This is a genomic window from Flavobacterium sp. KACC 22761 (assembly GCF_034058155.1).
Lineage (GTDB): Bacteria > Bacteroidota > Bacteroidia > Flavobacteriales > Flavobacteriaceae > Flavobacterium.
Genome location: NZ_CP139148.1, coordinates 2868821 through 2881733 on the forward strand (window position 1 = coordinate 2868821; position 12913 = coordinate 2881733).

At 34.9% G+C, this 12913-nt stretch carries 10 protein-coding genes; 3 read left to right on the plus strand and 7 right to left on the minus strand.

Features of this window, described 5'->3' with window-relative positions; all coding sequences use genetic code 11:
* Nucleotides 1-296 precede the first annotated feature (296 nt).
* On the plus strand, nucleotides 297-3410 hold the full coding sequence (locus SCB73_RS12400) for a SusC/RagA family TonB-linked outer membrane protein (protein WP_320566538.1): 3114 nt from the start codon (nucleotides 297-299) through the stop codon (nucleotides 3408-3410).
* 8 nt (nucleotides 3411-3418) lie between these two features.
* Nucleotides 3419-4870: a SusD/RagB family nutrient-binding outer membrane lipoprotein gene (locus SCB73_RS12405; protein WP_320566539.1), complete on the plus strand. Its 1452-nt coding sequence runs from the start codon at nucleotides 3419-3421 to the stop codon at nucleotides 4868-4870.
* A gap of 87 nt (nucleotides 4871-4957) precedes the next feature.
* On the opposite strand, the gene SCB73_RS12410 is transcribed toward SCB73_RS12405, so the two are convergent.
* From SCB73_RS12410 to SCB73_RS12420, 3 genes are read right to left on the minus strand one after another with little or no spacing between them, the layout of a single operon-like run.
* On the minus strand, nucleotides 4958-5980 hold the full coding sequence (locus tag SCB73_RS12410; RefSeq protein ID WP_320566540.1) for an aminotransferase class I/II-fold pyridoxal phosphate-dependent enzyme: 1023 nt from the start codon (nucleotides 5978-5980) through the stop codon (nucleotides 4958-4960).
* 1 nt (nucleotide 5981) lies between these two features.
* A complete protein-coding gene (locus tag SCB73_RS12415) occupies nucleotides 5982-6992 on the minus strand; it encodes a dipeptide epimerase (RefSeq protein WP_320566541.1) in 1011 nt (336 codons plus the stop codon).
* Nucleotides 6993-7021: 29 nt separating this feature from the next.
* Nucleotides 7022-7825 carry an alpha/beta hydrolase gene (locus SCB73_RS12420; protein ID WP_320566542.1) on the minus strand — a complete coding sequence of 268 codons (804 nt, stop codon included), beginning with the start codon at nucleotides 7823-7825 and terminating at the stop codon, nucleotides 7022-7024.
* A gap of 53 nt (nucleotides 7826-7878) precedes the next feature.
* On the opposite strand from SCB73_RS12420, the gene SCB73_RS12425 reads away from it, so the two are divergent.
* Nucleotides 7879-8280 (plus strand): TerB family tellurite resistance protein, encoded by a 402-nt coding sequence (locus tag SCB73_RS12425; RefSeq protein ID WP_320566543.1) that lies wholly within the window; start codon nucleotides 7879-7881, stop codon nucleotides 8278-8280.
* Here the strand turns inward: SCB73_RS12425 and uvrB are convergent.
* The 4 genes from uvrB to rlmF form a co-directional block, all read right to left on the minus strand.
* Nucleotides 8277-10268, minus strand: a complete 1992-nt coding sequence (gene uvrB, locus SCB73_RS12430; protein ID WP_320566544.1) for an excinuclease ABC subunit UvrB — start codon at nucleotides 10266-10268, stop codon at nucleotides 8277-8279. The two genes, SCB73_RS12425 and uvrB, sit on opposite strands and share 4 nt — an antisense overlap.
* A gap of 282 nt (nucleotides 10269-10550) precedes the next feature.
* The gene (locus SCB73_RS12435; RefSeq protein ID WP_320566545.1) at nucleotides 10551-11495 is read right to left on the minus strand and encodes an alpha/beta fold hydrolase; all 945 of its coding nucleotides are present in this window, start codon (nucleotides 11493-11495) and stop codon (nucleotides 10551-10553) included.
* Nucleotides 11496-11573: 78 nt separating this feature from the next.
* On the minus strand, nucleotides 11574-11810 hold the full coding sequence (locus SCB73_RS12440; protein WP_320566546.1) for a uroporphyrinogen decarboxylase: 237 nt from the start codon (nucleotides 11808-11810) through the stop codon (nucleotides 11574-11576).
* An 80-nt stretch (nucleotides 11811-11890) separates the two neighbouring features.
* The gene (gene rlmF, locus SCB73_RS12445) at nucleotides 11891-12841 is read right to left on the minus strand and encodes a 23S rRNA (adenine(1618)-N(6))-methyltransferase RlmF (protein ID WP_320566547.1); all 951 of its coding nucleotides are present in this window, start codon (nucleotides 12839-12841) and stop codon (nucleotides 11891-11893) included.
* Nucleotides 12842-12913 lie beyond the last annotated feature (72 nt).

Consider the following 12913-nt stretch of genomic DNA (forward strand, 5'->3'; position numbering starts at 1 on the left):
GCTTCTGAATAAGTAAAACTAAGAGCGTTTGTAATTTATAACTTGTTAAAAATAAGTAAATTAAAAATGTTGATGCTGCTGTTTTATGCGGTTTTGTTGCGTAAAAATGCATATTTTAAGAAATGTTTAGTGCTTTTTTCTTATAAAAACGCATTTTATTGATATAAAACGTTAAATTGCAACTTTAACGAACCAATCTATTAACTAATTTTTAACTAACGTTTATGAAACAAAAGAATTTTATTTTTTCCTTCGTTTTGTTCTTATTTGCTTCGAGCATTTTGTTCGCACAAAAAATGACGGTCAAAGGAATAGTGACTGATGAAACTGGAATGCCTATGCCTGGAGTTAACATTCAAGAAGAGGGAGGCTCGGCTGGAACAACGACTGGATTTGACGGCGATTATCAAATTAGTGTCAATAAAGGTTCTGTTTTAGTTTTTTCGTTTATCGGGTATAAATCAACGAAAGCTACGGCAGCTGGTACAACATTAAATGTAAAAATGATTTCTGATGCAAAAGAGCTTGACGGAGTTGTAGTAACTGCTTTGGGACTTAAGAGAAGCGAAAAATCACTGGGTTATGCTACGCAAAAAGTAAGAGCTGCAGATGTTGTAACGGTGAGAGAAACCGATATTAATAATGCTTTGGCTGGAAAAATTGCTGGTGTTCAATTTCAAGGTTCTCCGAGTGGGGATTTTAGAACTTCTTTGCTTAGGCTTCGTGGTGATACAGGAGTATTGTATGTAGTTGATAACATCAAAGTGAGCGCTATTAGTGATATTAACCCAGAAAGCATCGAAAGTATCAATACTTTAAAAGGTTTGTCTGCAACGGCACTTTACGGACCAGAAGGCAGAAACGGTGCAATTGTAATTACAACAAAAAGAGGAAAAAAAGGCGCTACAACAGTAGAGTTTAATGTAAGTTCTTCATTAGAAAATGCTTATGGATTGCCTGAATTTCAAAATGAGTACGGCGGAGGTTATTCTCAAACTTTTCCAAAATATACTTATAATCCAGCAACAGATCCAGCGTCTTTCGCTGCTTTTAATGGTCAGGATATTGTTGATTATACTGCAGATGAAAGTTGGGGACCAAGAATGCAAGGTCAAATGGTGCGTGCTTGGAATAGCTGGGAAGAAGGGACACCAGAATTTGGGAAACTAACTCCTTTTTCTCCAAATCCAAATAATATTAAAGATTTTTACAATACAGGAGTAACTAAAAGATCTAGTTTGTCTGTTGGTAAAGGTGGTGAAGATTATTCTATAAACTTTGGTATTACTAGGACAGATAAAGAAGGTATTGTGCCAAATACAGCAAGAACTCAATATGATGTAAACCTTACTATGGAGGCTAGTTTGAGCAAGAAATTCAAAGTATTCTCAACTGTTTTATTTCAAGATAGACAAACGACTGGATATAATGATAAAAACTTAATCTTGCCAGCAGTTGCGAGTTTGAGACAATGGTTTCAAAGACAACTAAACATGGATGATTTAAGAAATTATCGTATGAATGGTAAAATTGTGACTTGGAACAGAACGAGTCCAACGAATGGAAAATCTATAGGCTGGAATTCTCCATTTTTTGATCAATACGAACAACCAAACAACGAAGACCAAAAATCTTTTAATGGAAAAATTGGCGGTTCTTACCAAATTATTGATGATTTAGCAGCTACCGTAGAACTTAGAAAAACATATATTGGAAACAATTATTATGATATCTACAAAGCTTGGGGTGGTGCCGAAGTTCCAGTTTATGAAGAAAGTCTTCAAATCACAAATAAAGATGAAATTTCAGGTATTTTAAATTATAAAAAGAAAATCAACAAATTTGATATCACAGGAAATTTAGGTTTCGAATATCAATTTTATGATAGAACATACATGGACGATACTACTGTTGGAGGTTTGGTTTCAGAAGGATTCTACAGTATCAGCACTTCTGTAGGAACACCGCTTATTGATGATAAAAGATACAAAACAAAAAATCGTGCAGCCTTTTTAACAGCTTCTGTGGGTTATGATGATTTTGCTTATATTGATGGTTCTTATCGTAATGATTTTGCTTCTACAGCAGATGTAAACGATAATAAATTAGCTACTTACGGTATTTCTGGAAGTTTCGTTTTCTCTAAATTTATTCCAGAAAATCGTTTTTTCACATTTGGTAAATTAAGAGCTGGTTATGCAATGGCGCCTCAATTTCCAGGAGTTTATTTAACAAGCCCTATTTACGGAATCGGAACGGCTTATGGAGCTTATCCAGTTTCATCAACGCAATCAACACCTAGTAATCCAAGGTTGAAAGGTGGAAATCGTGAAGAAAAAGAATATGGCGTGGATTTGAAATTCTTTAATAATAGACTTTCATTAGATGTTTCTTATTTTGACAGATTAGATAATGAATTGCCTTATAGAGTCGATTTGGATGCTTCAACAGGAATTGGAGGTGTGTATGTAAATGGAGGAAAACAAACGTACAAAGGTTGGGAAATTGCATTGTCTGGAACACCAATTAAAACAGATAAATTTGAATGGAATGTCGGCGCAAATTTTGCCACTTTAGACAGACAAGTAGTTGCTATTGCTCCAGGAATTACAAGAAACATTATTCAGTCTGGAAACTCAAACATGGGTAATGTTCAGTTGGTTGAGCAAGTAGGCGAAGAATGGGGGGCTATTTACGGAAGTAGAATTGCAAGAGATGATAACGGAAAACCGAAATTAACTACTGCAGGAGCTTATGTAAGAGAATTGGGAGTCTATTTAGGTAACGTTTTGCCAAACTATACCGGAGGTCTTACCACTTCATTTAAATACAAAAACTTTGATTTAAGTTTAGGATTTGATTTCCAACAAGGTGGTAAATATTATTCTGTTTCTAACTCATTGGTTAATAGAACAGGGGTGGGTATTGAAACAGTGGGTAACAATGATTTAGGAAATCCAAAGAGAGATCCTATCGTAAATGCTACTACTGGCGCAAGTATTGCTACTGGTGCAATGCTAAATTCTGCAGTAACTCCAACTTCAGGAGGACTTTTGGTAGAGGGTGTAGATGCCACAACTGGTGCTGATGTTGCATATCGTGTGAGTACCAGAACATATTGGTCAAACATCAGGGCAATTACAGAGCCTTTCTTAGAAGATGCTTCGTATGCGAAATTAAGAACGCTTAGATTTGGATATACTTTGGATAGAAGCATTTTGCAAAAAACACCTTTCCAGAAAATTAATATTGCTGTTTATGCGAATAATCTTTGGTTGATTTATGCGGCAAATCGAGATATAGATCCATCTGAACTTCAATCGTATAATACATCAACCACACCATTTATTGAAACGGCCCAATTGCCAAACTCTAGATCTATTGGTTTAAATGTTGTTTTAACTTTATAATTATGAAAATGAAAAAAATAGTAATAACATCAATTTTAGCACTAACAACTGTTTTGGTATCTGTTTCTTGTGATAATGCTGATTTTGGCGATACCAACTTAAACCCAAATTATCCTAGTGTCGCAAATACAGCTTCGTTGCTTACAGGAGCCGAAAGATCAATGTCGCCTATTCTTACTGCAACTGAGCCACTTTGTTATGTACAATATATCACAAACGGACAATATCCTAAGGAAACGATTTATGATGTGGTAAATTTTGAATATACCAGCAATTATGTGTCTATACTAAACAACTTGCAAGCGGTTATAAATTTAAACAAAGATGCTGCAACGGCGGGAGCAGCATTAGCTAATGGTTCAAACAATAACCAAATTGCAGTAGCAATGATCTTGAAAGCTTATGTCTTTCAGCATATCACAGATCGATGGGGAATGGTACCTTATACAGGAGCTTTGCAAGGGTTAAATAATCCATTTCCTAAATTTGATACACAAGAAGCTATTTATGACGGATTGTTTAAAGATCTTACTGATGCAGTAGCACTTATGGATGCTGGTGCAGGACCAAAAGGCGATGTTATTTTTACCACAAAAGCGACTCAGATGTCTGAATGGAAACGTTTTGCAAATACTTTAAAGTTAAACATGGCGATGCGCTTATCAAAAAGATTTCCAGCTGCTGGAGGTTATGCTGCAACAAAATTTGTTGAGGCTCTAAATGCTGGAACTATTGCCTCGAATTTACAAAACATTACATACCCTTATATTACGGACGAGGCTTATGACAATCCTTGGGAAGATCGTTTTGAAACTAGAACAGACTATTTAGTGAGTGAACCTTTTGTAAATTTATTGATTGGTACAGGAACAAATCTTGCACCACAAGATCCTAGACTGGCAAAATTTGCAGAAAAAGCAGCTAATGGCGGTGGAATTTACAAAGGTGGTCTTACTTCGGCTGTAGGAAATACAACTGTTGCAAATTATTCTTTTATAACTAATACTATTATTAAAAATAAAACTGCTCCTGCATTTTTCTATACTTATGCACAAGTTTCTTTTGCTAAAGCTGAAGCTGCATCTTTAGGATGGATTCCGGGTTCAGCAGCAACTTTTTATGCTGAAGGTATTAGAGCTTCAATGGCGCAATGGGGCGTTACAACTGCGGCGGCCGATGCTTATGTTTTGCAATTTCCTTACGTAGATTTAAAATCTATTGCTTACCAAAAACACATTGCTTTGTATATGCAAGGTTATGAAGGATGGAATGAGTGGAGAAGATTTGGAACTGATGCTGTTGCTCTAACTGTTCCTACTGGAGCGATTGGTTCTGCTACAATTCCGCAAAGGCAAGCTTATGGAGCGAGTGTAAAAACATTGAATTTAGAAAATTACAATGCCGCAATCGCTGCTCAAGGAGCTGACAAAATGGAAACAAAAGTGTGGTGGGCTAAATAATTTAGTCATAATATTATTTAAACAAAAAAAAGGAAATCTCAATTTTGAGATTTCCTTTTTTGCTTTTTATCTTGAAATAGTCATGAATTAATGTGGATTTAAAACAGCAATAATTTTATCTAAATCTTCTTTTAAATGATTTGCAGTAACAACAATTCGATTTAATGGTTCGGCTTCTTTGGTGTATTTGAAACTGGCAATAATAATGTTTTCGTCCTTTAGTTTTTCTACCAATTCATTTGATAAAAGATAAATCAAAGGATATTTTTTATCGAACTTAATGTTCTCATTCTGAATTAAAATCGAATCAATATAACTTAAATTGTCCAGTAGTTTCTGATGCTGTGTTTTGTAAATTTCAGATGCATCAGAAATCGTTTGTACAAAAGCAGGATTCATTCCAGCAGCACTTGTAAATGTTTCAAGTTCTTTTATTTCTCTAATGAATTGAGAATCGCTTGCGATAACACCGCCCGTTAGTCCGAATGCTTTTCCCAGAGACGAAACCAGAATTTTTCTTTTAATTGGTAATTGAATTTTGGAAAAAATTCCAGAACCGTTTTCATTTACAATTCCTAAAGAATGCGATTCGTCAAGAACTAATGTAATTTCTTTATGATTTGAAATTTCATTTATAAAAGACAAATCGGCTGGTTTTGTTTGAAACGACGGCACGCCATCAGTCAAGATCGTAATTTTTTCTGTTTTGGCATCTAATAAACGATCATTCAGTTTGTTATTAATAAATACAGGAAGGCTATTTTCAATTTGGATAGCAGAATGAATTTCATTTAAATGGAAAAAACAATCCGTTTCTTTTTTTAATTTTTCTAAAACCAATTTTCCCGCCAACATTCCCGAAGAAACGGTCAAAGCACTTTCTGAACCAATATGAGAAGCTAGAAACTTTTCGCCTGCATCATAAGCGCTAAGTTTTATATTTGCCGTTCTAGAACTTCCATAAGTTGTTCCCCAATTTAGGATATTCTGAATAACCAAATCCTGAAATTCTTTGTTTGTTGGAAGTCCTAAATAAGCAGTACCACCAAAATACAAATGCTGTTTTTGGTCAATTTCAATAACGCGATCAGGAAATTTTTCGACTATCATTTTATAGCAATGTAACTCCGGTTCCGTTGAGATTCGAATAATTTACAATTCCATTTTTTATGGTTACACCGGTTGCAATATCTTCAGACAAAAGCAATGCGCCGTCCATGTCAACATAATCCAATTGTGGAAGCAAATGTGCTATGGCAGAAATTCCAACTGTCGATTCTGTCATACAACCTACCATGGTTCTTAAGCCTAGTTTTTTTGCTTCTTCGATCATGCGTTTTCCAGGAGTCAATCCGCCACATTTTACCAATTTTACGTTCACACCATGAAAATGATTGAAGCATTTCGCTACATCTTCTTCAATTATACAGCTTTCGTCAGCAATTACAGGCAAGACAGAATGTTTAAAAACTTCTTTGTGTGCTTCCCAATTATCAGCTTTCATTGGCTGTTCAAGGAATTCTACACCAAGTTTTTTTAGTTCGACAGCGTTATTTATTGTTTCCTCAACGCCCCAGCCACAATTGGCATCAATTCTGAAAACCGCATCGGTATGTTTGCGAAGTTCTTTTACGATGGCAATATCTTCTTTGGTTCCCAATTTGATTTTATAAATTGGCCAAGGAAGTTCCTGCATTTTTGAAACCATTTTGTCAATAGAAGCAATTCCGATTGTATAATCCGTCATCGGATTTTTTTCTGTGGTATAATTCCACAATTCGTAGAGTTTTTTGCCTTTAATTCTAGCGTACAAATCATTATAAGCCAAATCTAAAGCACATAAAGCAAACATATCGTCTTTTAAATACGGATGAATTTTTGCCCAAAAAGCATCAGGAGTTTCAATTTCCGAAGATTCAATGATTGTTCTGATTTCTTCTAAATCTTGCATCATCATTGGAACCGTTGTTTTGTAATACGGATTTGAAGTTGCTTCGCCAAAACCTGAAAAACCATTGCTTTGCAATTCAACGATAAGCGAAGGTTGAAAATCTATTGATTCTCTTGAAATTGTGAAAGTATGTTTTAGTTTTAAGTTATACTCTCTTAAAATTAGTTTCATAATTTATGCTGTTTTTTTTATTTTTTTTCTCAATAACCAAGCCACAAAACGGCTTTTACAAAACCGTCTCGCCATAATTTTTCGTTATGTTCTCCACCTTTCACAATTTTTGTTTTGCTGAGATGAAGACAATAGCAACGGTTTTTATCTAGTAAGCGTTCCATTTTTTCTAAATCTGTTACCATTTCGTCGCTTTCTTTATCGCCACATAAGAAATAAAATCGGGTTTTAATTTTTGGCGACTTTTCTGTAAAGGTGTAAATATCATTTGAAAACCAAAATGAAGGTGAAAAAACGCCAGCATTTCCAAAAACTTGTGGGTATTTTACGGCCGCATAATAGGAAACCAATCCGCCAAGCGAACTTCCCATTATGGTTGTGTTTTTGGCTTTTGTTTTGGTTCTGTAATTTTTGTCGATGTGTGGTTTTAGTGTATTTACGATAAAATCAACATAATCATCAGCTTTTCCGCCACCATATTTTTCATTTTTGAATGGAGTCAATTCATCGATTCGTTTTTCATTTCCATGCTCGATTCCAACCACAATTACTGGAGCTTTTAAGCTGTCTAATTTTTCATCGACATTCCATTCGCCTACAAACGAAGTTTTCGCATCAAATAAATTCTGCGCATCGTGCATGTAAATGACGCTGTACCTTTTTTTTGGCGAAGCCGAATAACCTTCGGGCAAATAAAGCCATATTTTTTTGGTTGTTTTAAGCTGAGGAGCTTCAATAGTGAAAGTGGACACGTTTTTTGAAGCGGTGCTTTCCTGTGCATTTCCGAATGTAAATGTCAGGAGAAATATAAAAAAGAAAAATCCTCGAATCATTCCTTATTGTGTTTTAGATTTAATGTAATAATTTAGCTAAAAATAATAATTTGATGAACACCGAAGAAGAAAAAAGAGGTTTACTTTTAGAAATGATTGCGTTTGCTACCATTGACGGACATTTGCATAAACGTGAGCTGGATTTTCTGTGGATTGTTGCCGAAGAATTGAATATCAGCAAAGAAGAATTTAGAGATTTATTTCATCAAGAGCATACTGTAAAAGTAAACAGATCCGAGTTTCAGCGTATTCAGCAATTTTACAGATTGGCTTTGATTATGCATTGCGATGGCATCTTACATGAAAAAGAATCAAAAGCGATACATCAAATTGCACTCGAAATGGGACTGAATCCAACTGCAGTAAAACGAGTTTTAGAGTTGATGAAAAAGGCGCCAAACGCTATTATTGACCCAAATAAATTGTTGAGAGTTTTTCAGGAACAACACAATTAAGGCAATTGTTCCTGAAGTTTTTTGATGTCGTCGCGCAGTTTGGCCGCTTGTAAAAAGTCTAATTCTTTGGCTGCTTTTTCCATTGATTTTCGTTTTTCACGAATCAATTTTTCTAAATCTGCTTTTGACATATAAGCTGTTTCTGGTTCTGCAGCTTGAGGAAGCGTATGTCCTAATTCATATTCAACTAAAGGATTTTTTGTAAATGCGCTGTCAATCTTTTTATTTAGAGCCTGAGGCGTAATGTTATTTTCGGTGTTGAAATTGATTTGCTTGGTTCTTCTATAATTCGTTTCGTCAATTGTTCGCTGCATGCTGGCTGTGATTTTATCAGCATACATAATGGCTTTTCCATTTAAATTTCTCGCAGCACGTCCAATAGTTTGCGTCAAAGACCTGTGGTTTCTTAAAAAACCTTCTTTATCCGCATCCAAAATTGCAACAAGCGAAACTTCAGGCAAATCCAGACCTTCACGAAGCAAGTTGACTCCAATCAAAACATCAAAAATCCCTTTTCGCAAATCCTGCATGATTTCGATTCGCTCTAAAGTATCCACTTCAGAATGGATGTAACGACAACGGATATTTACTTTGGTCAAATATTTGGCTAATTCTTCGGCCATTCTTTTGGTTAAAGTGGTCACCAAAACTCTTTCGTCTAATTCACATCTCACCTGAATTTCTTCGATCAAATCATCAATCTGATTCAAACTTGGGCGTACTTCAATTATTGGATCCAATAATCCGGTTGGACGAATAATTTGCTCCACATAAATTCCGTCTGATTTTTGCAATTCATAATCGGCAGGAGTGGCAGAAACGTAAATTACCTGATTTTGCAAAGCTTCAAATTCCTCAAATTTCAAAGGTCGGTTATCCATTGCGGCAGGTAAACGGAAACCGTATTCTACCAAGTTTTCTTTACGGCTGCGATCGCCTCCGTACATGGCGTGAACCTGCGAAACGGTTACATGACTTTCGTCCACAACCATTAAATAATCGCTTGGGAAATAATCTAACAAACAGAAAGGTCTTGTTCCAGCCTCGCGTCCGTCAAGATAACGGGAATAATTCTCAATTCCGGAGCAATAGCCTAATTCACGAATCATTTCTAAATCGAAATTCGTTCGTTCTTCTAGACGTTTTGCCTCCAGATGTTTTCCTATTTCTTTAAAGTAATCTACTTGTTTTACTAAATCCTGCTGGATTTGCCAAATTGCTCCTTGCAAAACTTCTGGTGAAGTCACAAACATATTAGCGGGATAAATCGTCAATCTTTTGAATTTCTCGATTACTTTGGAAGTTTGAGCATCAAATGATTCTATTTCTTCAATTTCATCTCCAAAAAAATGAATTCGATACGCGTCATCAGCATAACTTGGATAAACTTCGACTGTATCACCTTTGATTCTGAACGTTCCCGGATTAAAATCGGCTTCCGTTCTGGCGTATAAACTCTGAACCAAACTATGCAATAATTTGGTTCTAGAAATAACTTGGTCTCTGGTGATCTCAATTACGTTTTTCTGAAACTCCACCGGATTTCCAATACCGTATAAACAAGAAACCGAAGCAACAACCAAAACATCACGACGCCCAGAAAGCAGGGAAGAAGTGGTGCTCAAACGCATTTTTTCTAATTCTTCGTTGATGGATAAATCCTTTTCAATAAAAACGCCAGTAACAGGCATAAAAGCTTCTGGCTGATAATAGTCGTAGTACGAAACGAAATACTCAACCGCATTATTTGGGAAAAACTGTTTGAATTCTGAATACAATTGCGCTGCCAAAGTTTTGTTGTGTGCCAAAACCAATGTCGGGCGTTGCACTTCCTGAATAACATTTGCAACTGTAAAGGTTTTTCCAGATCCCGTAACTCCTAATAAAGTTTGATATTTTTCGCCATCTTCAACACCTTGTGCGAGTTTTTGGATGGCTTGTGGCTGATCTCCTTTCGGACTATATTCTGAAGCTACTTGAAAATTCATTTTTTATTGATGAAAAATTAGTGTTGTAAAGATACGAAGTTTGAATTCTATAAAAAAGACAAATAAGGTTGCATAGGATTGCATGGATTTTTATGATTTTTTTGTGGTGCAGTCCCTACGGGACAATTTTTCCGTTATTAACGTTTTTCTATCAAAATGCAATCTCTAAGAGATTAAAAAAAAAATCAATTGGCCATCAGGATTATCTCGTAGAGATTGCATTTTGGTAGAAAAAATAGTAGCACATTTTAAAATTGTCCCGTAGGGACTGCACATTACACATTATTCTAAAAAATTAGTCATAGCTTCATTTACAAATTTCGACTGATCAATACTCAAAAAATGTCCGGCATCCTTAACCATTATTGTTTTGGCCTTTGGCAGATATTTTTTTGCTCTTTCCAAACTTTCGTCTGAATTTATAACGTCTTTATCGCCAATTAATACTAAAACTGGATTCTGAATCGATTTTAGTTCGTCATCTGAAAAAGGCGTCATCTTAAGCATGCTTGAGTTGGATTTTGCATATTTATTCGCCAAATAAAATTGTCTGTTATAAACTGGGCTGATTTTTTCTGGATGAGTCGAAAATGTTTTTAAGGTTTTGCTGAATTTTTTTTCACTCGGAAAAAGTTTTAAAAGTAAAGCTGAGGATGTTTTTCTGGGTTTATCAATAAATTTAAAGGTCTGCGCCGGACTTAGTAAAACAATTTTATCAATTGAATTCTCTTTTTGTACGGCTAATAATGTCGCAATCCAGCCTCCGCGTGAAGCGCTTACAACATCAAATTTCTTTAATTTGTAATGATTGAAAATTTCATTATACCAAATGACAATTTCTTCTTTTGAAAGTGGCTTTGCGGTCAAAGTCGATTTGTTTGGTTCCATTAAAAAATCAATGGCATAAATGCGGTGATTTTTTGCCAAAGCATTGATATTTGGATACCACATTGTGGAACTGGCATCCATTCCGTGAAGTAAAACTAAGTCTTTTCCATTTGGTGGTCCGGCGATAATAACGTGTGCTGTTCCAAAACTGGTTTTTACATTTTCTTCGGTATAAGGAACATCCCAAAGTTTTAAGGCTTTGTCGTAAGATGCAATATAATTTTGTTTTTCGCTTTCTGTTTTAAAAACATAATCTTCGAATTTAGTTTTTTTCGAAGACGCACAGGCTGTCAGTAAAATAATAAGGAATAACCGAACGAGTATTTTTGATGTACGCATAAAATTCAATTTACTTTTAAAGGTACAACAATCTAATTTCGAAGCTTTTTCAGAATTTTATCTGAAACTATCATAATTTTAAGATTGCTCTTTTTTAGAGGTCAGATAATAAATCTGGACAAAAGCTAAAATAGCATTCGGGATAATTACGGGCCAAAGCCATTGATTAAAATCTCTATAGTCGTTTAAAAAAATACCATAAATGACAAAACAGATACAGCCAAACATATTAATGAACCGAATTGTTCTGAGGTTTTTCAGCAAAAAACCTCCAACAATAAAAACAGATGCGAGATAACCAACATATTCTGCCATAATCTTGATATTTAATTGTTTACACTAAATGTAGTGAAATGAAATTATATTATCAAGAGTTGGTTTTGAAAATCAGTGTTTTAGATTTTGAAGTTTTTCTGTTCGCTTTCATTTAAGAAACTCCAAGCCACAATACGGCTGTTTTTTTGGCCTTGAGCCATATCAATTGTTTTGATAGAAACGGCATTTACCTTTTTCAGAATTTTATAAATCGAAGAAAGATTTTCTTTTTTAGAAACCAAAGTTGTAAACCATAAACATTGCGAAGCGTATTTTGCGCTTTCGTAAATCATTTGTGTAATAAACCCGATTTCGCCACCATTGCACCACAATTCGGCGTTTTGACCGCCAAAGTTTAAAACGGGATTTGTATTTCTTTTTTCCTTCGGATTTAAATTAGAAACTTTTCTAGAAGCACTTTTGTTTGCTTCTTGTGCCGATGCATGAAAGGGAGGATTACACATGGTAAAAGTGAATTTATCTTCAGGAATAAAGATATTTTTGAAGATAAATCGGGATTCAGGTTGTTGTTGCAATGCAATAGCATCGATTAGTTTTGGATTGGCCTCGATAATTTTACTGCAATTTTCAATCGCTTTTTGATCAATATCTGTTCCAACAAAACTCCAATCGTAAATACTATATCCTAATATCGGATAAATTAAATTTGCACCAGTTCCGATATCTAAACCTAAAACAGAATTTCCTTTCGGAATGATTCCGTTATTGTTTTCGGCTAATAAATCAGCGATATAATGAATGTAATCAGCGCGCCCGGGAATTGGCGGACAAAGATAATGTAAAGGAATATTCCAGTTTTGAATATTATAATAAGTTTGTAAAAGAGCCCTATTTAATGTTTTTACAGCTGCTGGATTACTGAAATCAATAGTTTCAATTCCGTATTTGTTTACAGAAATAAAAGCTTTTAATTCAGGACAATTTGAAATCAATTTATCAAAATCATAGCGATTGCGATGAAGATTTCTTGGATGTAAATTACTTTTTTCAGAATTGTCGTTTGCTTTCATTTTGATTGATTTCAAATGCAAAGATAGGTATTCCTTTTTTAGAAAATACTTTGTGAAATTTTACATTAAGCT

Bases quoted from the DNA above. Each gene is read 5' to 3' on its own strand.
- uvrB (WP_320566544.1), bottom strand. From the start codon at position 10,268: ATGAATTTTCAAGTAGCTTCAGAATATAGTCCGAAAGGAGATCAGCCA.
- SCB73_RS12410 (WP_320566540.1), bottom strand. From the start codon at position 5,980: ATGATAGTCGAAAAATTTCCTGATCGCGTTATTGAAATTGACCAAAAA.
- SCB73_RS12425 (WP_320566543.1), top strand. From the start codon at position 7,879: ATGAACACCGAAGAAGAAAAAAGAGGTTTACTTTTAGAAATGATTGCG.
- SCB73_RS12400 (WP_320566538.1), top strand. From the start codon at position 297: ATGACGGTCAAAGGAATAGTGACTGATGAAACTGGAATGCCTATGCCT.
- SCB73_RS12415 (WP_320566541.1), bottom strand. From the start codon at position 6,992: ATGAAACTAATTTTAAGAGAGTATAACTTAAAACTAAAACATACTTTC.
- SCB73_RS12440 (WP_320566546.1), bottom strand. From the start codon at position 11,810: ATGGCAGAATATGTTGGTTATCTCGCATCTGTTTTTATTGTTGGAGGT.
- SCB73_RS12420 (WP_320566542.1), bottom strand. From the start codon at position 7,825: ATGATTCGAGGATTTTTCTTTTTTATATTTCTCCTGACATTTACATTC.
- SCB73_RS12435 (WP_320566545.1), bottom strand. From the start codon at position 11,495: ATGCGTACATCAAAAATACTCGTTCGGTTATTCCTTATTATTTTACTG.
- SCB73_RS12405 (WP_320566539.1), top strand. From the start codon at position 3,419: ATGAAAAAAATAGTAATAACATCAATTTTAGCACTAACAACTGTTTTG.
- rlmF (WP_320566547.1), bottom strand. From the start codon at position 12,841: ATGAAAGCAAACGACAATTCTGAAAAAAGTAATTTACATCCAAGAAAT.